This window comes from Kitasatospora sp. NPDC057936, assembly GCF_042887525.1.
Taxonomy (GTDB): Bacteria; Actinomycetota; Actinomycetes; order Streptomycetales; family Streptomycetaceae; genus Kitasatospora.
Genome location: NZ_JBHVPD010000060.1, coordinates 12,275 through 38,297, shown reverse-complemented (window position 1 = coordinate 38,297; position 26,023 = coordinate 12,275). Strand labels below are relative to the sequence as shown.

17 protein-coding genes are annotated in these 26,023 nt (G+C 75.0%); 16 read left to right on the top strand and 1 reads right to left on the bottom strand.

Translation table 11 applies throughout. From position 1 onward, the window contains the following. The first annotated feature begins 32 nt into the window (after nt 1-32). From ACFVU9_RS27760 to ACFVU9_RS27745, 4 genes are all read left to right on the top strand, one after another. Nucleotides 33-974 carry a MerR family transcriptional regulator gene (locus tag ACFVU9_RS27760; RefSeq protein ID WP_387597890.1) on the top strand — a complete coding sequence of 314 codons (942 nt, stop codon included), beginning with the start codon at nt 33-35 and terminating at the stop codon, nt 972-974. Between the two features lie 142 nt (nt 975-1,116). Beyond that, nucleotides 1,117-1,629, top strand: a complete 513-nt coding sequence (locus tag ACFVU9_RS27755) for a hypothetical protein (RefSeq protein WP_380507961.1) — start codon at nt 1,117-1,119, stop codon at nt 1,627-1,629. 47 nt (nt 1,630-1,676) lie between these two features. Beyond that, complete coding sequence (locus ACFVU9_RS27750) at nt 1,677-2,018, top strand: hypothetical protein (protein ID WP_380441486.1); 342 nt, start codon at nt 1,677-1,679, stop codon at nt 2,016-2,018. A 124-nt stretch (nt 2,019-2,142) separates the two neighbouring features. After that, nucleotides 2,143-2,733, top strand: coding sequence for a hypothetical protein (locus tag ACFVU9_RS27745; protein WP_387597887.1), 591 nt, complete (start codon nt 2,143-2,145; stop codon nt 2,731-2,733). Nucleotides 2,734-3,072: 339 nt separating this feature from the next. Here the strand turns inward: ACFVU9_RS27745 and ACFVU9_RS27740 are convergent, their stop codons facing one another. Continuing rightward, a complete protein-coding gene (locus tag ACFVU9_RS27740; protein ID WP_380495682.1) occupies nt 3,073-4,182 on the bottom strand; it encodes a LuxR C-terminal-related transcriptional regulator in 1,110 nt (369 codons plus the stop codon). 39 nt (nt 4,183-4,221) lie between these two features. Between ACFVU9_RS27740 and ACFVU9_RS27735 the strand changes: the two genes are divergently transcribed. The 12 genes from ACFVU9_RS27735 to ACFVU9_RS27680 all read left to right on the top strand — a co-directional run bounded on the left by ACFVU9_RS27735 (nt 4,222) and on the right by ACFVU9_RS27680 (nt 26,008). Further along, complete coding sequence (locus tag ACFVU9_RS27735) at nt 4,222-4,530, top strand: hypothetical protein (protein ID WP_387597885.1); 309 nt, start codon at nt 4,222-4,224, stop codon at nt 4,528-4,530. A 205-nt stretch (nt 4,531-4,735) separates the two neighbouring features. Continuing rightward, complete coding sequence (locus ACFVU9_RS27730) at nt 4,736-4,987, top strand: acyl carrier protein (RefSeq protein WP_387597882.1); 252 nt, start codon at nt 4,736-4,738, stop codon at nt 4,985-4,987. 6 nt (nt 4,988-4,993) lie between these two features. Then, on the top strand, nt 4,994-8,056 hold the full coding sequence (locus ACFVU9_RS27725; protein ID WP_387597879.1) for an amino acid adenylation domain-containing protein: 3,063 nt from the start codon (nt 4,994-4,996) through the stop codon (nt 8,054-8,056). Next, on the top strand, nt 8,053-14,424 hold the full coding sequence (locus ACFVU9_RS27720) for an amino acid adenylation domain-containing protein (protein WP_387597878.1): 6,372 nt from the start codon (nt 8,053-8,055) through the stop codon (nt 14,422-14,424). Before ACFVU9_RS27725 ends, ACFVU9_RS27720 begins: the two co-directional genes overlap by 4 nt. Before the next feature lie 33 nt (nt 14,425-14,457). Further along, the gene (locus tag ACFVU9_RS27715; protein ID WP_387597875.1) at nt 14,458-18,408 is read left to right on the top strand and encodes an amino acid adenylation domain-containing protein; all 3,951 of its coding nucleotides are present in this window, start codon (nt 14,458-14,460) and stop codon (nt 18,406-18,408) included. Between the two features lie 89 nt (nt 18,409-18,497). After that, nucleotides 18,498-19,820, top strand: coding sequence for an MFS transporter (locus ACFVU9_RS27710; protein WP_380441472.1), 1,323 nt, complete (start codon nt 18,498-18,500; stop codon nt 19,818-19,820). Between the two features lie 22 nt (nt 19,821-19,842). Then, nucleotides 19,843-20,025 carry an MbtH family protein gene (locus ACFVU9_RS27705; protein WP_380441470.1) on the top strand — a complete coding sequence of 61 codons (183 nt, stop codon included), beginning with the start codon at nt 19,843-19,845 and terminating at the stop codon, nt 20,023-20,025. Between the two features lie 27 nt (nt 20,026-20,052). After that, nucleotides 20,053-21,102 (top strand): LLM class flavin-dependent oxidoreductase, encoded by a 1,050-nt coding sequence (locus ACFVU9_RS27700; RefSeq protein WP_380441468.1) that lies wholly within the window; start codon nt 20,053-20,055, stop codon nt 21,100-21,102. Then, entirely contained in the window at nt 21,099-21,617 is a 519-nt protein-coding gene (locus ACFVU9_RS27695; RefSeq protein WP_380441467.1) for a flavin reductase family protein, read from the top strand. Before ACFVU9_RS27700 ends, ACFVU9_RS27695 begins: the two co-directional genes overlap by 4 nt. Beyond that, nucleotides 21,614-23,293, top strand: a complete 1,680-nt coding sequence (locus ACFVU9_RS27690; RefSeq protein ID WP_387597870.1) for an ABC transporter substrate-binding protein — start codon at nt 21,614-21,616, stop codon at nt 23,291-23,293. Before ACFVU9_RS27695 ends, ACFVU9_RS27690 begins: the two co-directional genes overlap by 4 nt. Nucleotide 23,294: 1 nt before the next feature. After that, nucleotides 23,295-24,815: an AMP-binding protein gene (locus ACFVU9_RS27685; RefSeq protein ID WP_380507983.1), complete on the top strand. Its 1,521-nt coding sequence runs from the start codon at nt 23,295-23,297 to the stop codon at nt 24,813-24,815. Continuing rightward, entirely contained in the window at nt 24,812-26,008 is a 1,197-nt protein-coding gene (locus ACFVU9_RS27680) for an ATP-grasp domain-containing protein (protein WP_380441461.1), read from the top strand. Before ACFVU9_RS27685 ends, ACFVU9_RS27680 begins: the two co-directional genes overlap by 4 nt. The last annotated feature ends 15 nt before the right edge of the window (nt 26,009-26,023 follow it).

The window sequence follows — 26,023 nt, the reverse complement described above, 5'->3', positions numbered from 1 at the left end:
TCTCCTGTAGGGGGAGGTGGGAGGGTGAGGGCATGGACGGCGACACGCTCTACCCGATCGGTGATCTGGCCCGGCGGACCGGTCTGACGGTCAAGGCCATCCGGTTCTACTCCGACTGCGGGATCGTGCCGCCGACCGACCGTAGCCCGGCCGGCTACCGCCTCTACGGCATCGACGCCGTCGCACGTCTGGACCTCGTGCGGACACTGCGCGACCTGGGACTGGACCTCCCTGCCATCCGGAAGGTCGTGGACCGGGAGATCTCCCTTCCCGAGGTCGCCGCGGCGCACGCCGAAGCACTGGCGGTGCAGATCCGGACGCTGCGCCTGCGGCGCGCGGTGCTGACGGCGGTGGCCAGGCGCGGGTCCACCCCTGAGGAGATGGATTTCATGCACAAGCTGGCCAAGCTCTCCGAGGACGAACGTCGACGGCTGATCGGCGATTTCCTCGACACCGCCTTCAGCGGACTGCTGGACGCCAACCCCGGACTCGCGGGGATCACGCGGTCGATGACGCCCGAGCTGCCCGACAACCCGGAGGCCGAGCAGGTCGAGGCGTGGGTGGAGCTGGCCGAGCTGTCCCAGGACCCGGACTTCCGCGCCGGCACGCGGCGCACGGTCGAGCACTACGTGGCCGATCACGCCCAGGTCGGCACCACGTGCCCGCGCCGTGACCCTGCCGCAGCGGCCCTCGACCAGGTCGGCCCGGCCCTGGCAGCCGGCATCGACCCGGGCTCGCCCCAGGCCGATCGGGTCGTTGCGGCAGTCATGGCCCAGTACGCGGACGCCGTGGGGCTCCCCGACGACGTCGACCTCCGGCGCCGGCTGTCGACCCGCCTGGAGACCGTGAACGACCCTCGCAGGGAGCGGTACCTTCAGCTGCTCGCCGTGATCAACGGCTGGTCGGCCCCGGAAAGCCTGGCGCCGGCCTTCGACTGGTTCATCCGGGCATTGGGCGCCCGGATACCGGGGTAGCAGACCGTTCGCGGCATGGCGCGGCCGGACCGGCGAGCCGGCGGCGCCCTCGGTTGCCTTCGTGCTCGTCGACGACGGCCCGGCCGGCCCGCCGCCCAAAAGCGGTCGACAACCCCGGCCGGCCGCCCGATAGGGTGCCGACGTGGACATGGAACAAGCCTGGCAGGCCGCCGAGTTGCGGTGGAGGTGCGGAACGCTCGCCGGATTCGTCGCGGCCTGCACGGACGTCGAGGGGCGTGCCCGGGAGGCGGCCAGGCTGGCCGGGGAGGTGTTCGCCACCGACCCCGGGGACGTGGCGGCGTTGCAGGCGATCCACGGCGTTCTCGCCACCTGGGCCGACGAGCTGGGGGACCATCCGCACCGGCCCGCCGTCCGCCGGCCCGAGGAAGCGGATCGCCGCATCCGCGACCACCTCAAGGACGTGCTGCGCACCCGGCTGCCCGTCACGGCCCGCGACCGCCTGGCGGCCGTCCAACTCTCCCTGGACGTCGACTTCGACGTGCTGCGCCGGCTGCGGACGCTGTCCGCCGAGGAGCGCGAGGACGTCTTCTACGTCTACGGCCGCGCCACGGCAGCCCTGGACCTCGGTCACCTGGACGAGGCCGAGCGCGGGGCGAAGCACCTCGACGCCCTCCGGCGGCAGTACGCCGGCTAGTACGCAACTCGGCGGCGCAGTACCGCGCCCGGGAGAGGAGAACCGGCATGACGACGAGTCCGCTGCCGTTGGACCTGCACGAGGACATGCAGGTCTGGTCGTACCGCGTTTCGCACCGGACGCTGCTGTTCCGCAGCTTCTGGAAGCAGGGGAGGGACACGGCCACGGAGGTCGAGTTCGTCAGTGTCCTGGCCATGAAGACGCGGTCGGGCTACCAGGACCTGGAGATCCGGGAGGCGGATTCCGACCCGGAGATCGAGGCGCTGGTCGACGTGCCGGGCCCGGCGTCTGCTCGCTACCTGCGGCTCCATCTGCTCAGCGGTGGTGTGCCCGCGGGTTTCGTCGTCTGCGGGGACGTCCGGGTCCGTCAGGTGCCGGTGGACGAGTGACCCCCGGCCGGTCGAATCCGGCGGAGCCCGGTCGAGCCCGGTCGAACCCTGGAGGGCCCGCCGCCCGTGGTATCTGCTGAGGCCGGTCGGCGACCGGCGCGAGGACGGACGCGGGAGGACGACCATGGCCTGGTACCAGGGGCCGAGCCGGATCACGGTGACGGCGGTGGAGGGCCCGTGGCAGCAGCGGGCGGTGGTGACCGTGCGGGGCGCCGCGCCGGTCCTGGTCCCGGCGGCGGTCGGCGCCGTCCACGTGGTCGACGCCGCGAGCTGGCAGCTGGACCTGGAGCACTGCCACGAGGGCGAGTGGAGTCCCAACATCCGCGCGGTCCAGGGCCGTTGGCAGGAGGTCCGGGGCGTGCAGACGCAGCAGGTGCACAGCCGCAACCGCGACCGGGCCGGCGACCGCCAGGACCGCAACCTCGTGCTGCGGATCGAGCGGATCGAACCGGGCGGGCGCACTCCGGCCGCCACGCCCGGCCTGCCCGCCGCGCGTCGTACCGCGACCGCCGACCCGACGGCCGCCCCGGCGGGCGCCGCACGGCCCACCACGGCGGGCGGACCGGCCGCCACCACGCCGGGCACGGGCGCCCGCACGACCACCTCGACGGCCGGCTCGGACTTCCTCCGGCCCGCGGCCCCGTCGCGCCCGACCACCGCGACCACCGCGACCGGATCGGCGGGCGCACGGACCACGACCTCCTGGGGCGCCTGAAGCAGGCCTGACGGCGGCCCTGACCGGTCCACCTGCTTGGTCGTCCGCCCCTGCCCGGTGGCCGGTTCGAGCGCCCGCTCCCGGGGCCGGCTGGCCTCGTTGAGGAACTGTGTGAGCCGATGGGCGTCGACCCGGTCCGGCGCAGCGAGCCGGACGTGGCCGGGGGTGCGGGTGGCCGGCCGGAGGCCGTCGGCGCGGAGAGTGATCAGCCGGGCGACGTGCCCCCGCAATGCGGCGCGAGCGGTGGACGGCGCGCGTGGTCCCCTACGGGGCCGAACAGTTGATTGACCTGGATGAGCCAGGATGAGCGAGGCGCTGCGGTAGCGCGGCCGAGCCGGTTCAGAAGACGCCGGGGGACTCGTCCGGCCCGGTGCCGAGCCGGCGCTGGGCGCCGGTGAGGTAGCCCGCCTGGAAGCGGCTCTCGGCGCCCAACTGCGCGAAGATGTCCGCGATGTACTTGCGGCAGGTGCGCAGCGAGACGCCGAGCCGCCGGGCGATCGTCTCGTCCCGCAGGCCCTCGCTGAGCATGCCGAGGATGGTGCCCTTGAGGTCGTCCCGCAGGCCGCCGTCCAGCGGGGCCGGATGGTACGGGGTCGCCATCTGCCAGTTGCGGTCGAAGGCGTCGCACAGGAAGCCGACGGTGGAGGGGTCCCGGATGACCACCGCGCCGCCGCTGGTCCGGTGGTGGGAGATGAAGGCCACCCGGCGGTCGAAGGCGATCATCCGCCCCAGGAGCTCGGGCAGGGTGCGGACCTGGGCGCCCGCCGCCGTGACCCGTTCGACGTAGGCCTGGGTGGGGGCGTTGTGGCGCGCGGGGTGCTGGTAGAGGGTGCGCATGCGGACGCCGCGCCCGATCATGGCGAGGTCGCGGGCGATCGAGCGCTCCAGCTCTCCGGGCGGGCGGCCGCCGCCCGGCTGGGCGGTCATCACCTCGGACTCGCAGGTGGCGCCGGCCTCGTCGAGCATCGCGATCACCTCGCCGAGCGCCTCGACGGGCTGCAGCGGAGCGCCCCGGTCGACGTCGTCGACGCCCGCGTCGTACATGGCGTTCACCGAGTCCACCACGTCCCAGACGGAGAGGACGCCGGACAGCCCGCGGCGGAAGCGGGACTCGGCCGCGGCCACCTCCGCGCTGGCCTGCTGCGGGTCGACGGCCTTCCAGGCTCGCTCCATCGCCGGTCTGTCCGCCGGTCTGCCGTCCGGTCTGTCCTCCGATCCGTCCTCGGGTCCGTCCGCCGGCCCGCCCGGTGGTCGGAGCGGCCCGGCGGGATCGAGCGGATCGAGCGGCCGGACCAGGGGGACGGCCGCCAGCGACTCGACCGCCCGGGCGACGCGTTCCTGGGGCAGTCCGAGCCCCACCGCCGCGTCCGGGATCCGCAGCACGCCCCGGTCCACCGCCCACCCGTAGACCTGGATCTCCTCGGCCTGCAGCGCCTGGAACCTGGTCACGATGTCCGTTTTTGACACCTTGTCCACTCTTTCTCCCACGTGCAGCTTGATGTAAAGCATCATCATGCGGGCTCGGTGACTGGACTGCCAAGCTCCGAATTCCCGATGCTGATGTCAACGGCGTTCGACGGGCGATCCCCGGCGGCGCAGGCATCCATCCCACGGGGGCACATCGTGCAGTTCTCCAAGAAAATCCGCGGAATCCTCCGGACCGGCGCGGCCGTGGTCGCGGCAGCCCTCGTCGCGACCCTCGCGGCGGCCGCCGGGACCGGTCATCTGCCGGGCCGGGAGCCGTCGACTTCCGTTGTAGCGCAGGCTGGTGGCAACGGCGACACCGGCTGGGGATAGGCCCGTGCGGCCTGATCCGACGGATACGGACGGGCCCCGTCCAGCGGGCTCTACGCGGGTTTCGTCCCCCCTCTCCCGGGGCGCCGCCCGAAATTGACTCGCATCACTCCAATATTTCGCAGCAATAACCGTTCCCCAATTCCCGGGAAAGGGCTTGCTGTCATGTCCACAAGTGGTAATCGGAATTTTCTGGAGGCAGGTTCAGATGTCCCAGCCGAACATTTCGGCCGACCGTGTCGACGCGGCTGCGGTTCGGGCGATGGTGGCGGAGGCGCTCGGGGTCGACGTCCCGGGCGACGGGTCGTTCATCGGCCACGGCGGCGACTCCTTCCACGCCGTGACGCTGATCGCCCGGATCGAGGAGGAGTGGGGCGTCGAGCTGGACTTCCTCGCCGTGCTGGACTCCACTCCGGACTCGCTGGCCGACGCGGTGAACGCCGCCCGCGCGGAGAGCTGACCGGTCGTGGAACCGTCGCTGACGTTCGGTCCGGCCGCGGCCGTCCCGCCGCACGGCACCGCGCACGGCGCGGTGCTGGCCTGGGCGGACCGGACGCCGGACGCCCCCGCGCTGCGGGCCGGCGGCCGGACCACCACCTACCGGGGCCTGGTCGGCCGGGCCCGGGAGGTTGCCTCCCGCCTGGTCGAACTCGGCCTGCGGCCCGGTGAGTTCGTGCCGGTGTCGGCCCGGCCGGGGGAGGCCTTCGCGGTCGCGGCGCTCGGCGTGCTGCTGGCGGGCGCGGCGTTCGCCGCCGTCGATCCCCGGTGGCCCGCCGGACGGCTCGCGGACGTGGCCGAGGACCTGGGTGCCCGCTTCGTGCTCGACGCCACCGGGGAGGGAAGCACCCTCGCGCTGCCGGTCGTGAAGCTGTCGGACGGCGAACCGCCGTGCACACGGCGGGACTTCGCGGCGCCCCGGGTCGGCGCGGAGGACCCCGCGTGCGTCTTCTTCACCTCGGGTTCCACCGGCCGCCCCAAGGGCGTGGTGATCCCGCACCGCGCGATGATCCGCACCTTCGTCGACGGCGGCTACGCCGACTTCGGCCCGGACACCGTGATGCCGCTGCTGGCCGCTCCGTACTGGGACGCGGGCGCGCTGGAGACGTTCGGGCCGCTGCTCAACGGCGGTTGCGCGGTCGAGGCCAGGGACGGCCTGCTCACCCCGGCCGAGCTGCGCCGGCTGGTGCGCGAGGACGGCGTCAACACGCTCTGGCTGACCAGCTCGCTGGCCAACCTGATCCTGGACGAGGAGCCCGGGGCGTTCGCTGGCGTCCGGCACCTGATGACCGGCGGCGAGCGCGTGTCGCCGCCGCACCTGGCCGCGTTCCTGGCCGCCTGCCCGCGGGCCCGGCTGACCAACGGGTACGGCCCGGTGGAGTCGATGGTCTTCGTCACCGCCCAGGACGTCACCGCGGCCGAACTGGCCGAGCCGGACGGCGTTCCGGTCGGCCGCGCGGTGCGCAACACCCTGCTGGCCGTGGTGGGGGACGACGGCGCGCCGCTGCCGCGCGGCCGGGTCGGTGAACTGTGGGTCGGCGGCGACGGGCTGGCGCTGGGCTACCTCGACCGTCCGGAGGAGGAGGCCCGTCGGTTCGGCGTCCTCGACGTCCCCGGCCGGGGACCGGAGCGGGTGTACCGGACCGGGGACCTGGTGCGGATGGCACCGGACGGCCGGCTGTCCTACGTCGGGCGCGCCGATCGCCAGTTCAAGCTGCGCGGGTACCGGATCGAGCCGGGCGAGGTAGAGCGCGCGGTCGCCGCGGTGGCCGGGGTGCAGGAGTGCTTCCTGGTCCCCGTCCGGACGGCGGAGGGGACGGTCACGAGCACCGTCTGCGGCTACACCGTCGAGCCGGGCCGGACGCTCACCGACGAGCGGGTGCGCGGCGCGAGCGCGGCCGTGCTGGCGGCGCACCTGCGGCCCGACCGGTTCGTCCGACTGGCGTCGGTGCCGCTGGGCCCGACCGGCAAGGCCGACCTGCGGGCCCTGGAGCGGCTGCTCGTCGGAGAACCGCCCGAGGCGGCACCGGCACCGGCGGCGGACGGATCACCCGCGCTGAGCGAGGTGCGACGGATCCTCGGCGACCCCGCACTCGCCGGGGACGACGACCTCCTGGCCGACGGCGTCAACTCGCTCCAGGTGCTGAGGATCGCCGCCCGGCTGTCCCGCCTGCTGGACACCGAGCTCTCGGCGGGCGACGTCTACCGGCACGGCACGGTGGACGCCCTGGAGCGGGAAGCCCGCCGCCGTCCACCCGGACCCGTCGGGCCCACCGGACCGGCCGGCGACGGCGGGCCGACCGAACTCTCCGCCGGGGAGCGCCGCTTCTGGATCGCCGAACGGCTGGCGCCGGGCGCACCCGGGCACGTCGCGGTGAGCCGGATCGAGATCACCGGGCCGGTCGACGGCGACCGGCTGGAACGGGCGCTGGCCGCCGTGGCCGCCGCCCACCCGGCGCTGCGCACCACCTTCCCGCAGCTGCGCGGCCGCCCGCACCGCGCGGTGGCCGCCGAACCCGCCCTGCCGCCGCTGCTGCGGCGCTCGGGCGACGAGACCGCCGCCCTGCCGGCCCTGACCGCCGAACTGGCGGCCCGGGTGCACGACCTGGTGAACGGCCCGCTGCTCGCCGCGGGTCTGCTGTCGCACGGCGCCGAGCGGCACACGCTGGTGCTGGCGGTGCACCACACGGTCTACGACGGGCACTCGGAGCAGGTGCTGCTTGCCGACCTGGCGGCGGCCTGGTCCGGCGTCCGGCCGCGGCCCGCCCCGGCCGCGCCGACCGGCCCGGTCGGCGACGCCGAGCGGCACCGGGCCTTCTGGCGGGCCGAGCTGGCGGGCCTGGAACCGCTGGACCTGCCGGGGGCCAGGCCGGTGACCATGAAGGGGCTGTGGACCGCTCCGGTGGTCGAGCGCCCGGTCGTGCTGCCGCCCGGTTCGGCCGCCCTGCTGCGCGCGGCGGCGGCCCGGCTGCGCCGTCCGGCCCTGGCGGTGCCGCTGGCCGCCTGGTGGCGGGCGCTGTCCGGCTGGAGCGGCCGGCTCGACTTCGCCGTCGGCGTCGTGGTGGCCGACCGCGCCGCCGCCCACGAGCGCACCATCGGCTTCCTGGCCAACAGTCTGCCGGTCCGGATCGCCGGGACGCCGGGCGCCTCCGGGCCCGAACTGACCGGGCTGATCGGCGAACGGCTGCTGGAGGTGTTCGAGCACGCCGCGCTGCCCACCGACGAGATCGCCGCGCTGGTGCCCCGCCCGCCCGGCGGCCGCAGTCCGCTGTTCCAGACCATGCTGGTGTTCCAGCGGGTCAACCCGACCGTACGGCTCGGGGGTTCGACCCTCCGGCCGCGACCCGCCCCTCCGCTGGGCGCGCAGGGCGAACTGGTCTGCGAGCTGTGGGAGGACGGCGACGACCTCGTCGGCAGCCTCCAGGCCCCGGCCGGCCTGCTGCCGCCCGCCGTCCTCGGCCTGCTGACCGACCTCCTCGAATCCGAGCTGACCCTGCTGCTCGCCAAGGACCTCACCAAGGACCTCCCATGACCGACACCTTCCTCCCTCCGGCTCCCGCCGAGGCCGCCGGACCGCTGCCGCTCTCGTTCACCCAGGAGCGGATCTGGTTCGAGGAGCAGCTGCGGCCCGGCGGCTCCGCCTATCACATGCCGGTGATCTCGCGGGTGTCCGGCCCGCTCGACGTGGCCGCGCTGCAGCACGCCGTGGACGCCGTGGTGGCCCGGCACACGGCGCTGCGGACGGTGTTCGCCGAGCCGGACGGCACGCCCGTCCAGCGGGTGCTGCCCGAAGCGCCGGTCCCGGTCGCCACCGAGGACGTGCGCGCGCTGCCCGATCCGGCCGCGGCCGGGCTGCGGCTCGCCCAGCGGGAGGCCGAGCGCCCGTTCGACCTGGTCGCCGGTCCGCTGCTGCGGGCGCTCGCGGTGCGGACCGGCGAGCAGGAGCACCTGCTCGTCCTGACCTTCCACCACCTGGTCTTCGACGGCTGGTCGTTCGGGCCGTTCTTCGAGGAGCTGTCGGCGGCGTACGGCGCCGCGCGGGCGGGGGAGGCGCCGGCGCTGCCGCCGTTGCGCCGCCGGTTCGGCGACGCCGTCCGCGCCGAGCGCGAGCAGCTGACCCCGGAGACCGTGGACGGGCTGCTGGAGTGGTGGCGCGCGTACCTGGCGGAGACGCCGAGGGTGCTGGAGCTGCCCGCGGACCTGCCGCGGCCCGCCGTCCGCGGCCGCAGCGGGGCCCAGGCGCGGCTGCTGCTCGACGCCGGGCTGAGCGACGGAGTGCGCGAGCTGGGCCGGGCCCACGGCGCCACCCTCTACATGACGGTGCTGTCGGCCTTCGGCGTGGTACTGGCCCGCCAGAGCGGCCAGGAGCGGCTGCTGGTCGGCTCCCCGGTCTCCACCCGCCGGGCCGGCGACCACAACGCGCTGGGCTGCTACCTGACCACCCTGCCGGTGCGGCTGGACCTGTCCGGCGGCCCGTCGTTCGGTGACCTGCTCGGCCGGGTCCGCGCCAGTGCGCTGGAGGCCCTGGCCCACCAGCGGGTGCCGTTCCAGCGGCTGGTGGGCGAACTGGCCCCCGAGCGTGACCTCGGCCGCACCCAACTGATCCAGGTGTTCTTCAACGTCCTCCCGCCGGCCGCCCCGCTCGCCCTGGCCGGGTGCGCGGTCGAGCAGCTGCCCTTCCCGGAGATCGACAACAAGTTCGACCTGACGCTGTACGTCTCCACCGAGGGCGGGCGGCTGGCCCTGGAGGCGGTGTACGACGCCGGGCTGTACCGGGCCGAGCGGATCGCCGACCTGCTGGAGCAGATCGCGCTGGTGCTGCGGCAGGCCACGGCCGACCCGGCCCGCCGCACCGGGGAGCTCGCGCTCGCCACCGGCCGGGCCGCGGCCCTCGCCCCCGACGCGACGGCTGAGCTGACGGCGACCCACCCCGGTCCGCTGCTGGAGCGGCTGGCCGGGCACGCCGAACGGAGCCCGGAGCGGACGGCCCTGGCCGGACCCTCCGGCGCGCTGACCTACCGGGAGCTGGCCGACCGGGTCGAGCGCCTGGCCGGGCGGCTGGCCGGAGTCGGCGTCGGCGCCGGCGACGTGGTGGCCGTGCACGCCACGCGCGACCCGGCCACCGCGGTGGCGCTGCTCGCGGTCTGGCGGGCCGGAGCCGCCTTCGCGGTCCTGGACGCCGACTACCCGGCAGCCGAACTCGCCCTGCGGGCCGAGGAGTTGCAGCCAAAGGCCTGGCTGGCCACCGGCCCGGGCGAGCTGCCCGACCAGGCCCGCGCCGTTCCCGTGCTCGCCGTGGCGGACGACCCCGACGCGCCGCCCGCCGCCCGCCGCGCCGCCACCGCGGACGACCCCGCCTACGTCGCCTTCACCTCCGGTACCACCGGCCGCCCCCGCCGGATCGTCGGCGGCCACGGCCCGCTGGCCCACTTCCTGCACTGGTACGCCGACGCGTACGCGATCACCCCGGGCGACCGCTTCTCGGTGCTCTCCGGGCTCGGCCACGACCCGTTCCTGCGCGACGTGCTGGCGCCGCTGTGGGCCGGCGCGACCGCCGTGTTCCCGGCGGCGGACCTGCGGGACGTCCCGGCCCTGGCCGAGGAGCTGCACCGCGAGCGGATCACCGTCGCCCACCTGACCCCCGCACTGGCCGATGCGCTGGCCGCCGCGGCCGGACCGGGCTGGCCCGCGCTGCGGCTGGTCGGCTTCGGCGGCGACGCGCTGACCCGGCGCACCGTCCGGGAGTGGGCGGCCCTCGCCCCCGCCGCGGACCTGCTCAACCTGTACGGGGCGACCGAGACCCCGCAGGCCGTGTCGGTCCACGTGGCCCGGCGGGCCGGACAGGCCGCCCCGGAGGGGGAGGGCCGGATCCCGCTCGGTCCCGGGATCGACGAGGTGCAGCTGCTGGTGCTGGCCGGCGACCGCCCGGCCGGCCTCGGCGAGGTGGGCGAGCTGGTCGTGCGCACCCCGCACCTGGCGCGCTACGCCGACCCGCTGACCACGGACGGCTACGGCGACAACCCGCTGAGCGGGCACCGGCCCGACCCGGTCTACCGCACCGGCGACCTCGGCCGGCTGCGCCCGGACGGGCTGGTCGACCACCTCGGCCGGGCCGACCACCAGGTCAAGGTGCGCGGCTTCCGGGTCGAGCCGGCCGAGATCGAGGCGGCCCTCGCCGGGCAGGACGGCGTGCGCGGGGCCGTGGTGCTGGCCACGCCCGAGCAGCGCGGCGGCCACCGGCTGACCGCCTACCTCGCGACCGGCGGCACCCGCCCGGACCTGGGACGGCTGCGCGCGGCGCTCGCCGCCCGGCTGCCCGAGTACAAGGTGCCGTCCGGCTGGGTGGTGCTCGACGAGCTCCCGCTCACCGCGAACCGCAAGGCCGACCGGGCGGCGCTGCGCGCCCTCGGCCGCGAGGAGGCGGCGGTCGCCGCGTATGTGGCCCCGGCGGGCGAACGGGAGGAGCGGATCGCCGAAGTGTGGCGGGAGGTCCTGGGCCGGGAGCGGATCGGCAGCCGGGACGACTTCTTCGCGCTCGGCGGGCACTCGCTGCTCCTGAGCCGGGTGCTGGTGCGCCTGCGGCAGCGGTTCGGCGTGCGACTGTCGCTGCGCGAGCTCTTCGCCCACCCGACGGTCGCCGGGCTGGCCCGGCTGGTCGGGCGGCACACCGGGGCGGGGCCCGAGCGGCCGGTCCCCAGGAGCGGGGAGTCCGAGCCTGCGCCGCTGTCGTGGACCCAGGAGCGGCTGTGGCTGGAGGACCAGCTGCGCCCCGGCGATGCCGCCTACAACATGCCGCTGGTGCTGCGGGTGCGCGGCCCGCTGGACCGGACCGCGCTCCAGTCGGCGGTGGACGCCGTGCTGCGCCGGCACGCGGTGCTGCGGATGCGGGTCGCCGTCGTCGACGGGGAGCCCGTCCAGCAGGCGGTGGCCGACGCCTCGGTGACCGTCCGGTACCTGGAGCCCGCCCCCGGGGCGGCCCTCGCGGAGGCGATGCGGGAGACCAAGCGCCCGTTCGACCTGGCCGCCGGTCCGCTGCTGCGGGCCCTGGTGCTGCACACCGCCGAGGACGAGCACCTGCTGGTGCTGACGATCCATCACATCGCCTTCGACGGCTGGTCGTTCGGCGTCCTCCTCGACGGCCTGTCGCAGGCCTACCGGGCCGCGTGCGAGGGCCGGGAGGCCGGGTTCGGCGACGGGCTGCAGTTCGCCGACGTGGCCCGCTGGCAGCGCGCCGAGCTGGCCGGAGAGCCGCTGACGGAGCTCTTGGACTGGTGGACGGACCACCTGGCGGACGTCCCGACCGTGCTGGAGCTGCCCACCGACCGCCCCCGGCCCGCCGTCCAGGCGCACCGCGGCGCGCGCCACCGGCTGGCCGTCGACCCGGACACCGCCGACCGGCTGCGCCGGCTCGCCCGGGAGTCCGGCAGCACCCTGTACCTGACCCTGCTGACCGCCTTCGCCGTGGTGCTGTCCCGCCACAGCGGGCAGGAACGGCTGTTGGTCGGCACCCCGGTCGCCAACCGGGAGCGCGCCGAGTTCGAGGACCTGGTCGGCTGCTTCCTGAACACCGTCCCGGTCCGGCTCGACCTGCGCGGCGCGCCGTCCTTCGGCGAACTGCTGGGCCGGGTCACCGAGGACGCCCTGGCGGCGTTCGCCCACCAGGGCGTGCCCTTCGGCCGGCTGGTCGGCGAGCTGGCACCGGAGCGCGACCTCGCCCGCAGCCCGCTCGTGCAGGCGCTGTTCGCGCTGCAGAACGTGCGGCTCGGCTCGTTCGAGGCCCCGGGCGTGACCAGCGAGCTGGTGGAGGTCTCCGAGGCGAACGCCCAGTTCGACCTGAACCTGCGGATGCTGGACACCGGCGGCGAGATCCTCGGCTGGCTCGACTACGACACCGACCTGTTCGACGCCGCCACCGTCGAGCGGCTGGCCGGCCGCTTCACCGCGGCGCTGGCCGCCATGGCCGCCGACCCCGCCGCGTGCACGGCCACCGCCGACCTGCTCCCGCCCGCCGAGCGCCACCGGGTGCTGCACGAGTGGAACGCCACCGACGCCCACTGGCCGCTGGAGCGGACCCTCACCTCGCTGCTCGCCGAGCAGGCCGGACCGGGCACCGGCCCGGCCGCCGGGCGGATCGCGGTGCGCTGCGAGGGCCGGGAACTGAGCTACGCCGAACTGCACCGGCGGGCCAACCGCCTGGCCCGCCTGCTGCGCGGACACGGCGTCGGCCCGGACGTGGTGGTCGGCGTGCTGATGGAGCGGTCGGTCGAGCTCATGGTCGCCCTGCTCGCGGTGCACAAGGCCGGCGGCGCCTACCTGCCGCTGGACCCCGGATACCCGGCGGACCGGCTGGAGTTCATGCTCGCCGACGCGCAGGCGCCGGTGCTGCTGACCGACTCCGGCGCGCCCGCGATCGCCGCCGCGGGCCGCACCGTCGTCGCGGTCGGCCCGCACACCGCCGCCGACCTGCCCGACCACGCGCCCGAGCCGACGGCCGGCCCCGACCACCTGGCGTACGTCATCTACACCTCGGGCTCCACCGGCCGCCCCAAGGGCGTCCAGGTGCCGCACCGGGGCATCGTCAACCGGCTGCTGTGGATGCAGGACGCCTACCGGCTCGGCCCGGACGACACCGTGCTCCAGAAGACCCCGATCAGCTTCGACGTCTCCGTGTGGGAGCTGTTCTGGCCACTGTTCACCGGCGCCCGGCTGGTGCTGGCCCGCCCCGGCGGCCACCGCGACCCGGACCACCTCGCGCGGCTGATCCAGGACGAGCGGGTGACGGTGTGCCACTTCGTGCCGCCGATGCTGGAGACCTTCCTGTCCGCCGCGCCCGCCGAGCGCTGCGGGTCGCTGCGGATGGTGGCGTGCAGCGGCGAGGCGCTGCCCGCCGGGACGGCCCGGCGCTTCCACCAGGCCCTGCCCGGGACGAGGCTGGAGAACCTGTACGGCCCCACCGAGGCCTCGGTCGACGTGACCCGCTGGTCCAGCCGGCCGGACTGGGACCGCCCGAGCCTGCCGATCGGTGCGCCGATCGCCAACACCCGGGTGTACGTGCTCGACCGCTGGCTGGCCCCGGCCCCGCTCGGGGTGCCCGGCGAGCTGTACCTCGGCGGCGTCCAACTGGCCCGCGCCTACGGCGGCCGGCCGGACCTGACCGCCGACCGCTTCGTCCCCGACCCGTACGGCGCGCCCGGCGACCGGCTCTACCGCACCGGCGACCTGGCCCGCTGGCAGCCGGACGGCACCGTCGAGTACCTGGGCCGGATCGACCACCAGGTCAAGGTGCGCGGCTTCCGCATCGAACTCGGCGAGATCGAGGCGGCGCTGGCCGCGCAGCCGGGCGTCGGCCAGGTCGCGGTCATCGTCCGTGAGGACGAGCCGGGCGACCGGCGGATCGTCGCCTACCTCACGCCGGGCGACGGACCGGCACCCGACCGGAGCGCCCTGCGGGCCGGACTGGGCCGCACGCTGCCCGAGCACATGCTGCCGAGCGCCTTCGTCCCGCTGGACGCCCTGCCGCTCAGCCCGAACGGCAAGCTGGACCGCCGCGCCCTGCCCGCTCCGGACCGCGGCGCGGCCCCGGAGGCGTACGTCGCGCCCCGCACCCCGGTGGAGCGGCAGCTCGCCGAACTCTGGCAGCGGGTGCTGCGGCTGGCGCGGATCGGCGTCACGGACAACTTCTTCGAGCTCGGCGGCGACTCGATGCACGCCGTGCGGGTGGTCGGACAGGCCCGGGAACAGGGCCTGGACATCCCGCTGACCGAGCTGTTCACCCACCAGACCGTCGAGGCCGTGGCCGGCTGGCTGGACTCCCGCACGGAGACCGGCGGACCGCAGCGCCGGGCGACGGCCTTCGGGCTGCTCTCGCCGGAGGACCTGGCCCGCCTGCGCGCCAAGTGACAGGCCACTCACCGAACTACCGAAAGGATCGACATGCCGAACCCCGGCGAGATCGTCGACGCCTACCCGCTGACCAGGCTCCAGTCCGGAATGCTGTACCACAGCATGCGGGACCGGGACAGTCCCACCTACCACGACATCTCCGCGATCCGCCTGACCGGCCCGTTCGACGAGGACGCCCTGCGCGAGGTGCTGGCCGGAGTGATCGAGCGCTCCGACGTCCTGCGCAGCGCCATCGACCTGGCGAACTTCAGCCAGCCGATGCAGTTGGTGCACTCCGCCGTGCCGACCCCCCTCACCGTCGAGGACCTGCGCGGCCTCGCCGAGGAGGAGCAGCGGCGCCGGGTCGCGGAGTGGACCGCGCAGGAGAAGGCCACGCCCTTCGACCTGGCCGCCGCCCCGCTGCTGCGGCTGCACGTCCAGCTGTTCGCCGACCGGGACTTCCGGCTCAACCTGAGCTTCCACCACGCGATCCTGGACGGCTGGAGCCTGTCGCTGGTCATCTCGCAGCTGCTGACCGGGTACGACGCCAGGCTCGCCGGTGCCGGTGCCGGTGCCGGTGACGTTGCCGCCCCGGCCGCGCCGGTCACCCGTTTCCGGGACTTCGTCCTGCTCGAACAGGAGGCGCTGGCCGACCCCGTCGCCCGCGACCACTGGACGCGGACCCTGGCCGGCACCGAGTTCACCGGCCTGCCCCGCTTCGACGAGCCGGGCCTGGCCGCCGGCCGGTCGGCCCGGGTGCACGAGGTGCCGTTGCCGGACGGGCTCACGGACGGGCTGCGCGCGGTCGCGGCCCGGGCCAGGGTGCCGGTCAAGGCGGTCATGTTCGCCGCGCACGCCCGCGTGCTGGCGCTGCTGTCCGGCCGGACCCGGGTGGTGACCGGCCGGGTCAGCAACGGCCGCCCCGAGACCGCCGACGGGGACCAGGTGGTGGGCCTGTTCCTCAACACCCTGCCGCTGGTCGCCGAGACGGCCGGCGTGAGCTGGCTCGACCTGGCCCGGCAGATCCACCGCCAGGAGAGCGAGTCGCTCGCGCACCGCCGCTACCCGATGGCCCAGCTGCTGCGGGACCTGGAACGGCCCGAGCTGTTCGAGACCGTCGTCGACCACCGCAACTTCCGCGGCTACGACCTCGCCCTCACCCGGATCGAGATCGCCGGGAGCGAGTTCTTCGAGCAGACGAACTTCCCGTTCACCGCGAACTTCGGCACCGACCCGGTCACCGAGGAGGTCCGGCTGCGGATCAACTTCGACGAGGCGCAGTTCTCCGGGCGCCGGATCGCCGAAATCGGCGGCTACTACGCGGCCGCGCTGGCCGCGCTGGTGGCGGACCCGGACGCCCCGGCCCAGTCCGCCGCGCTGCTCGGCCCGGAACAGACCGACCGGCTGGTCCGCGCCCTGAACGACACCGCGGCCGAGCGCTCCGTACACACCCTGCCGGAGCTGCTGTCCGCCACCGCCGCCCGCCGCGCCGACGCGGTGGCGCTGCGCACCGACCGGGCCGAGCTGTCCTACGCCGAACTGGAGGCCCGCGCCAACCGGCTCGCCTGGCGGCTGCGCGAACTCGGCGTCGGCCCGGACGTGCTGGTCGGCGTCCACCAGGCCCGGTCGGCCGAACTCGTCGTCAGCCTGCTCGCCGTGCTCAAGGCCGGCGGCGCGTACGTGCCGCTGGACCCGAACTACCCGCAGGACCGCCTGGAGTACATGCTCGACGACGCCGGTGCGGCCGTGCTGCTCTGCGACCCCGGGCTGGAGGACGCGCTGGACCCGGCCGGGGCCCGGGTGGTGGCCGTGGACGCCGCCGCCGGGGACGGCTACCCGGCCGAGTGCCCGCCGCCGCTGGCCACCGCGGACCGCCTCGCGTACGTCATCTACACCTCCGGCTCCACCGGCCGGCCCAAGGGCGTGCAGATCCCGCACGGCGCGCTGCTCAACCTGCTGCAGTCCTTCGAGCGGGACCTCGCGATCACCGAGCAGGACCGGCTGCTGGCGGTCACCTCCCTCTCCTTCGACATCGCGGGCCTGGAGGTGTACCTGCCGCTGCTGGCCGGCGCCGAGCTCGTCCTCGCCCCGGACATCGCGGTGGACGGGCCCCGGCTGCGCGAGCACCTGGAGCGCACCCGCCCGACCCTGATGCAGGCCACCCCCTCCAGCTGGCGCCTCCTGGTCGAGGCCGGGCTGCGGCCGGACGAGGGGCTGCGGGTGATCTCCGGCGGCGAGGCCCTGCCCGCCGACCTGGCCGGTGAACTGACCGCCCGCTTCCCGGTGGTCTGGAACGCCTACGGCCCGACCGAGACCACCATCTGGTCCTGCCTGCAGCGCGTGGCCCCGGACCGGCCGGTCGGACTCGGCCGCCCGATCGCCAACACCCGGGTGCACGTGCTGGACGAGCACCTCGGCCTCGTCCCGGACGGCGTGCCGGGCGACCTCCACCTCGGCGGCGACGGCCTGGCCCGCGGCTACCTCGGCCGGCCGGACCTGACCGCCGACCGCTTCCTGCCGGACCCGTTCGCGGGCGACGGCGCCCGGATGTACCGCACCGGCGACGTGGTGCGTCGACTGCCCTCCGGCGAACTGGAGTTCCTCGGCCGCTCGGACCACCAGGTCAAGCTGCGCGGCTTCCGGATCGAGCTGGGCGAGATCGAGACGGTGCTGGCCCGGCAGCCCGGCGTCGGCCGGGTCGTGGTGGCCGCCCGCGAGGACCGCGCGGGCGACCCGCGGCTCGTGGCCTACCTCACCGCGGCGGACGGCGCCGCCCCGGCCACGGCCGACCTGCGCGCCGCGGTCGCCGCCGCGCTGCCCGAGTACATGGTGCCGAGCGCCTTCGTGGTGCTCGACGCCTTCCCGCTCACCCCGAACGGCAAGGTGGACCGCAACCGGCTCCCCGCCCCGGGCCGCGAGGAGACCACCGCCGGGGAGTTCGTCGAACCGCGCACCGACACCGAGCGCGCGCTGGCCGCGATCTGGGCCGACGTGCTCGGGATCGAGAAGGTCGGCGTCACCGACAACTTCCTCGACCTGGGCGGCAACTCGATCTCCGCGCTGCGCGTGGTGATGCGACTGCCGGACATCACCGACGTCGACGTGCCGGTCGCGGCGCTCTTCGAGGGCGGCACCGTGGAGAAGCTCGCCCGGATCGTGGACGGCGAACTCGCCGCCGACCGCGGCGTGGTGGTGCCGTTCCGCTCCACCGGCGGCCGGCCGCCGCTGTTCTTCGTCCACCCGCTGGGCGGCGCCGTGTTCAGCTACGCGGACCTGGTCGACGAGCTCGACGAGGCGCAGCCCTTCCACGGAGTGCAGGCCCCGGAGTACGCCGGTCCGGACGTGCCGCGCCCGGACACCGTCGAGGAGATCGCCGCGCTCTACCTGGAGCACCTGCGGGCCGTCCAGCCCGAGGGGCCGTACCACCTCGGCGGCTGGTGCATGGGCGGCATGGTCTCCTACGAGATGGCCCGTCAGCTCCAGCGGGCCGGGCAGGAGGTGGCCGCCCTCGTGGTGGTCAGCGCCAGCATCGACGACCCGGTGCCGCCGCGCTACACCGTCTCCGAGTCGGCCGCCATCATGGGTGCCTTCGCCCACAAACTGCCCACCACCGAAGCCGAGCTGGAGGCGCTGGACCCGGAGGCCCGGCTGCGCTTCGTGCTCAAGCTGACCAAGGGCACCGCCGACGAGCGCGAGGACGCGGCCAGCGTCGAGGACCTGCGCCGGCTGGTCCGGCTGTACCAGCGCCACGCCCGCGCGCTCATCCGCTACCGGGACACCCCGCGCGAGCCGTTCCGCGGCGACATGCTGCTGATCCGCGCCGAGCACGAGATGTTCAGCGGCTGGGACTTCGGCTGGACCCGCCGGGTCGACGGCCGGCTGCTGATCGACGTGTCGCCCGGCAACCACTTCTCGATGCTGGAGCGGCCCAACGTGCCCAAGCTGGCCGCCCGCATCGAGGCCGCGCTCGCCGGCGAGCCCGCCGGAGACGTCTCCGTCTGACCCGCCCCCCGGCCGGCCGCACGGCCGGTCCGCGCCCGTCCGGCCGGCCGGGGCGCCGAACCCACCACCGCACCCTGAGGAGCCCCACCATGTCGACCGCCGCCGCCGAGGCCGCACCCGGTTCCGGGGAGGAGGAGGCCGCACCCCGCCCCAGCCTGTGGCGCAACGCCGACTTCACCAAACTGTGGATCGGCCAGTCGGCCTCCCTGTTCGCCGCCCAGATCAGCGAGTTCGCGCTGCCGCTGACGGCCGTGCTCGCGCTGGCCGCGAGCTCCCAGCAGGTCGGCCTGCTGTCCACCACGGTCAGACTGCCCTACCTGCTGGTCTCGCTGTTCGCCGGCGTGCTGGTCGACCGGGTCCGCCGGCGCAACCTGATGGCCGCCGCCGACCTGGGCCGGGCCCTGATCCTCGGCCTGGTCCCGGTGCTGTACGCGATGCACCGGCTCGGCATCGGCTGGCTGTACGTGCTCGGCTTCCTGGCCGGCTGCTGCACCGTCCTGTTCGACGTGGCCGCGCAGGCCTACCTGCCCCGGCTGGTCGACCGCGAGGACCTGGCGGCCGGCAACTCGGCGCTGGGCAGCAGCCAGTCGGCCGCGACCATCGGCGGCCCGGCGATCGGCGGCGTGCTGGTGCAGTGGCTGAGCGCACCGCTCGCGGTGGCCGCCGCGTCCGTCTCCTACCTGCTGTCGGTCCTGAACATCTGGCTGATCCGGCACCGGGAGCAGCCCGCCGAGCCGACCGGCGACGGCGGGGCCGCCGGCACCCTGCGCCAGGTGCGGGAGGGGCTGCGCCTGGTGTTCCGCAACGAGCCGCTGCGCACCATGACGCTGATGGCCTCCACCTTCAACCTGTCCTTCACCGCCTTCGAGGTGGTCTTCGTCCAGTACATGCCGCACACCCTGGGGCTGAGCGCGGGCGAGATCGGCCTCGTGATGGCGGCGCTCGGCCCCGGCTTCCTGGTGGGCGCGGTGTTCGCCGGCCGGCTGCCGAAGAAGCTCGGCTACGGCCGGACCATGCTGCTCACCGCGTGCGTGGCCAACCTCGTCATGCCGCTGATCGCCCTGGTGCGCGGCAGCGGACCGGTGGAGACCGGCGCGCTGATGGCCGTCAACTTCGTCTTCGCCTCGTTCGGCGTGGCCAACAACGTGACCATGGTGACGATCCGCCAGTCCATCACGCCGGACTCGCTGCAGGGCCGGGTGGCGGCCACCAACCGGTTCGTGGCCATGGGCATCGCCCCGGTGGGCGCGCTGGTCGGCGGCGGGCTCGGCTCGCTCCTCGGCCTGCGCACCACCGTCCTGATCACCACCCTCGGGTTCTGCCTGGCTCTGATCCCGCTCGGCACCTCCTCGCTGGTGCGGATCAAACACCGCCTGCCCGACCCGATCTCCGACGAACTCCGTTCCCACTGAGTTCCAACCGAAAGGCATTGCCGTGCAGGAGTACCAGCCGGTGCACACCGTCGTCGTCAACGACCAGGAGCAGTACTCGGTCTGGCCCGTCCTCGTCCCCGTCCCGGCGGGCTGGCGCGAGACCGGCTTCCGGGGCGACCGGGCCGCGTGCCTGGCGCACGTGGCCGAGGTGTGGACGGACCTCCGACCGCTCGCCGTCCGCTAGCCGTTCGCACAACCCCGAGGAAGCCCCATGGACTTCAGTCTCTTCTACTTCGCCGACGGCTCGGACGACCCGTCCCGCGGGAGGTACCGCCTCCTGCTGGACGGGGCCCGGTTCGCCGACACCCACGGCTTCGCGGCCGTGTGGACCCCGGAGCGGCACTTCCACCCGTTCGGCGCGCCCTACCCGAACCCCTCGGTGACCGGCGCCGCCGTCGCCGCGGTGACCGAGCGGATCGGCGTCCGGGCCGGCAGCGTCGTCGCCCCGCTGCACCACCCGCTGCGGATCGCCGAGGAATGGGCGGTGGTCGACAACCTGTCGAACGGCCGGGCCGGCATCTCCCTGGCCTCCGGCTGGAACGCGGTGGACTTCGCGCTGCGGCCCGAGGGCTACCCGGAGCGCAAGCAGGCCGTGCTGGACACCGTCGACGCCCTGCGGGCGCTGTGGCGCGGCGAGCCGCTGCCGGTGGTGGACGGCGCCGGGAACCCGGCCGAGGTGCGGGCCTTCCCGCGGCCGGTCCAGCCCGAACTGCCGGTCTGGGTCACCAGCGCCGGCGGGCCGCAGACCTTCGAGGCCGCCGGGCGGGCCGGTGCGGGCGTCCTGACCCACCTGCTGGGCCAGGACTTCGACCAGCTCGCCGAGAAGATCGCCGTCTATCGCAAGGCGCTGGCCGCCCGGCCCGGCCACGACGGCCGGCCCGGACACGTCGTGCTGATGCTGCACAGCTTCCTCGGCGAGGACCCGGAGCAGGTCCGCGAGACCGTCCGCGAGCCGTTCACGCAGTACCTGAAGAGCTCCTTCCGGCTGATCGCCCGCTCCGCGACCAGCCTGCTCCAGGGCTTCGACGTCGACAAGCTCCGCGAGTCGGACGTGGACTTCCTGGTCCGCCGCTCCTTCGACACCTACTACGACTCCAGCGGCCTGTTCGGCACGGTCGAGCAGGCGTCCGCGGTCGTGGAGCGGGCCAGGGCCGCCGGCGTCGACGAACTGGCCTGCCTGATCGACTTCGGCATCCCGGACGAGACCGTCCTCGCGGGCCTGGAACACCTGGACCGGCTCCGGCAGCGGAGCGCCGGATGAACCGGACCGCGCCGGACCCGGACGCGTTCCGCAGCGTGGCGGGCCGCTTCGCCACCGGCGTGACCGTGGTGGCCACCCGGTCGGCCGACGGGCCGTTCGGCATGACCGCGAACTCCTTCGCCACCGTCTCGCTCGACCCGCTGCTCGTCCTGGTCTGCGTCGGCCACAAGGCCCGGATCCGCGAACACCTGCTCGCCACCGGCGCCTTCGCGGTCACCGTGCTCGGCGCCGGGCAGCAGGCCACCGCGCGCCGCTTCGCCGACCCCCGGCGGCCGCTCGGCGCGGCCGCCTTCGCCGACGACGCCTGGGCGCCGGGGCCGGCCACCGGCAGCCCGGTGCTGCTCGACGGCGCCGGCTGGTTCGACTGCACGGTCCACGCCGTCCACCCGGCCGGCGACCACGCGATCGTCGTCGGCGCGGTCCAGGCGATCGGCCGCCCGCCCGCCGCGCAGCCGCTGGTGTTCTCCGGCGGCGCCTTCCACACCACCGCCCCCGCGCTGGAGATACCCGCATGACCTCCGACGCCATCGCCCGCGACCCGGCCGCCTCCCGGGGCCCGGCCCCCGCCCAGCCCGGCGCCCGCCGCGGCGGCACCCTGCACATCCTGCGCGACGCCGCCTACGACCACCTGGACCCGCAGCGCAGCTACACCCTCCAGTCGATGGCCGTCGGACACCTGCTCTTCCGCACCCTGACCATGTTCCGCGAGGACGGCGCCGGCGGCCGGGTGCTGGTCGGCGACCTCGCCGAGACGCCCGGCCGCGACGTCGACGGCGACGGCCGCACCTGGGAGTTCACCCTCAAACGGGGCGTCCGGTTCGAGGACGGCCGCGAGGTCACCGCCGCCGACGTCGCGTACGGGATCGCCCGCTCGTTCGCGCCGGAGGTCTCCGACGGCCCGACCTACCTGCGCACCTGGCTCGGCGAGAACGGCGACTACCCGGGCCCGTACGCGGCCGGCCCCGCCGACGTGCCCGGCCTGGAGACGCCGGACTCCCACACCCTCGTGTTCCGCTTCCGCGAGCCGCACCCCGACCTGCCGTTCGCCGCCTCCCAGGCGGTCACCGCGCCCGTCCCGCGCGACGCCGACACCGGCGCGGACTACGACCTCGCCCCGGTCGCCAGCGGCCCGTACCGGATCGCCGAACACGTCCCCGACAAGCGGATCACCCTGGAGCGCAACCCGCACTGGGACCCGGCCACCGATCCCGTCCGGCACGACCACCCCGACCGGATCGAGATCGAGCTCGGCGTCGGGAGCGGCGAGCAGAACCTGCGGGTCAGGGACGAACGGGGCCACGACGCCCGGGCGGTGGCCGAGAACAACGCCCCGCAGGCGGTCGGTGCGCAGCTGCTCGCCGACCCGTCCCTGGCCGGCCGGCTGCGCCGCGACCCGACCCCGCTGATCTGGTACCTGGTGATCAACACCGCCCGGGTCACCGACCCCGACGTGCGCCGGGCCGTCGCCCGCGCGGTGGACCGCGTCGGCGTCCGCGCCGTCATGGTGGGCGACACCCAGGGCGAACCGGTGCACACCATCCTGCCCGCCGCCACCATCGGCCACCGCGACTACCCCGACCCGAACCCCGGCGGCCCGAACGGCGACCCCGCGGCCGCCGCGGAGCTGCTCGCGGGCCGGACGCCCGAGCTGAGGCTGCTCAGCCGGGACGGCGACTACTTCCTGGCCGGCAGCCGCGCGCTCGCGGACAGCCTGGACCGGGCCGGGTTCCGCACCGAAGTGGTGGAGATCGACCGGCCCTCGCACAACGGCGCCCTGAAGACCCGCGGCAACCCGTACGACCTCTACATGATGTGCCTGGCCGCCGACTGGCCCGGAGCCTCCACCCTGCTCGGCGCCTTCGACGGGCGGACCATCGGCCCGAGCGGCAACGACAACACCAGCTACCTCGCCGATCCGGCGGTCGACGCCGAGATCGAGCGCATCGGCCGGCTGCCCGCCGAACCGGCCGCCGGCGAGTGGGCGGCCCTGGACGAGCTGCTCATGCGCGACCACGTGCCGGTCGTGCCGCTGTTCTCCTACGTGCACCTCGCGCTGCACGGCTCGCAGGTGGGCGGGGTGTTCACCTCCTCCTTCCTCGGCACCCCGGTCTACTACAACGCCTACGTCACCGACACCGGTGTCCCGGACGCCGATGTCACGCATGCCGACGTCACCGCCCTGGAGGACTGACATGGCCGACCAGCCCACGCTCTACGAGCGGTTCACCGCGACCGCGCGGCGCCATCCCGAGCTCAGCGCGCTGGAGGTCGGCGACCGTCGGCTCGGCTACGCCGAACTCGCCGAGCAGGCCCGGCTGGCGGCCGTCCGGCTGGTGGCCGGGTGCGCCGGCCGTACGCCGCGCCGGGTCGGCGTGCTGGCCAACCGCAGCGTCGCCGCGTACGCCGGCTACCTGGCGGTCCACCGGCTCGGCGCCACCGCCGTCCCGCTCAACCCCGGCTTCTCCGCCGACCGGCTCGCCGCCGTCGCCGAACTGGCCCGGCTGGACGTCGTGCTGAGCGAGGCGCCGGCGCCGGGCCTGCCGGTGCCGGTGGTGCTCGCCGACGCGCCGGCGGACCCCGCGGACCAGGCGCCGGTGGGGGCGGCCGGGCCGGACGACATCGCCTACATCCTGTTCACCTCCGGCTCGACCGGCACGCCCAAGGGGGTGCCGGTGCTGCAGCGCAACGTCTCGGCGCTGCTGGACCACGTCATCCCGCGGTACGAACTGGGCCCCGGCTGCCGGCTGTCGCAGACCTTCGACCTCACCTTCGACCCGTCGGTGTGGGACATGTTCTCGGCCTGGGGCTCCGGCGCGACCCTGGTCGTGCCGACCCGCAGCGAACTGGTGCGCCCCGCCCGCTTCATCGCCCGGCAGCGGATCACCCACTGGTTCTCGGTGCCGTCGATCATCAACTACGCGCACCGGCTGCGCGACCTGGCCCCGGACAGCATGCCCAGCCTGCGCTGGAGCGGATTCTGCGGCGAGCGGCTGACCGTGCAGCAGATCGACCTGTGGCGCCGGGCCGCGCCCGGCAGCCTGCTGGAGAACCTGTACGGTCCGACCGAGACCACCGTGATCTGCACCGAGTACCGGCTGCCCACCCGGCCCGAGGAGTGGCCGTCCCCGGCGAACGGCACCGTCCCCATCGGCGAGCCCTACCCCCACCTGGACTTCCTGGTCCTGGACGAGGACGGACTCCCGGCGCAGGAGGGCGAGTTGTGCATTCGCGGGTCGCAGCGATTTCCCGGCTACCTCCAGCCCTCCGACAACCCCGGGCGCTTCGTCTCCTTCGACGGGACCCGGGCGGTGATCCACCAGGAGGAGACGGTGGGCCCGGAGCTCTACTACCGGACCGGGGACCGGGTCGCGGTGAGCGGCCACGGCCTGGTCCACCTCGGCCGGCTGGACCAGCAGGTCAAGATCCGCGGCCACCGCATCGAACTCGGCGAGGTGGAGGCGGCCCTGCGCGCACTGCCGGGCGTCACCGACGCGGTGGTGCTGGCGCTGCCCGACGCCCACGACGAGCTGGGCCTGGAGGCCTGCTACACGGGCGGGGAGCAGGATCCGGTGGCGCTGCGCTCGCTGCTCGGCGACCTGCCCCCGTACATGGTGCCGCGCGGCTTCACCCACCTCGACGCGCTGCCGCTCAACCCCAATGGCAAGACCGACCGCCGCGCCCTGGCGGCCTCACTCACCGAAGGTGTCCGATGAGCATCGTCCTGGTCGGGGCCGCCCCGATCCTCGAAGGCTACCTGCGCGCGGCGGAGCGGCTCGGCCTGGAGATCGCCCTCGTGGAGACCGCCGCGCGGGCCGCCGAACTGCGCGAGCGGTACGACTGCATCACCGCCACCGCCGAGGTCGACCCGGCGGCGACCGGACGGGACGACGGCTGGATCCGGCCCACCGCCGAACTGGTCCGCCGGGTGCGTCCGGAGGGCGTGGTGGCCTCCTCCGAGGTGCACGTGCTGGCCGCGGCGATGGCCCAGGAACAGCACCGCCTGCCCGGTCCCGGCCTGGACGCGGCGGCCATCTCCCGGGACAAGAGCCAGCAGCGCTTCCGGTTCGCGGCCGCCGGTCTGGCCAACCCCGAGCACCTCAAGACCCCGCGGCTGTCGGCCGCCACCGAGTGGGCGGCCGGCCGTCTGCCGGTCGTGGTCAAGGCGCTCGACCGGGCGGGCAGCGAGGGCGTCGAGCGGGTCGCGACCCCGGCGGAGTGGGCCGACGCGGTCGCCCGGCGGGACACCGAGGGCGCCCTGCTGGTGGAGGACTACGTCGAGGGCCAGGAGTACAACTGGGAGGGGCTGGCGGTCGACGGCCGGGTCTGCTTCGGCAGCCTGACCCGCAAACTCACCACCAACGCACCGGACTTCGTCGAGCTCGCGCACTTCGCCGGGCACCAGCGGACCGACCCGGAGCTCGGCCGCGCCGCCGACGCGCTCGGCCAGGCGGTGGCGGACGCGATCCGGATGCGGACCGGGATCATGTTCGTCGAGTTCCGGACCAGGGGTACCGACCTGGTGATCATGGAGGTCGCGGTCCGGGCCCCCGGCGACCACTGCATGGAGGCGACGTCGATCGTGGCCGGCACCGACCTGTTCGCCGACGTGCTCACCCTCGCCCGGGGCGGCACGTTCCAGCCGCCCTCCGACGTCGCCATGCACCACGCGGGCAGCTGCTTCGTGACGGCCGACCGGACCGGCGTGCTGAAGTCGGCCGGCGAGCACGAGTGGCTGGCCTGGCCCGGCGTGGTGCGCGGCGGCGTCAACGCCGAACCGGGCGCGGTGGTGGGGCCGCCGCACTCCTCGCAGGAGCGGATCGGCTGGGCGATCCTGGACTGCGCCACGCCGGAGGACCTGGAGCGCACGGTCGACCGCTTCCTGGCGGTCCGCCCGACGCTGGCCTGATCGCAACGCTCGGGG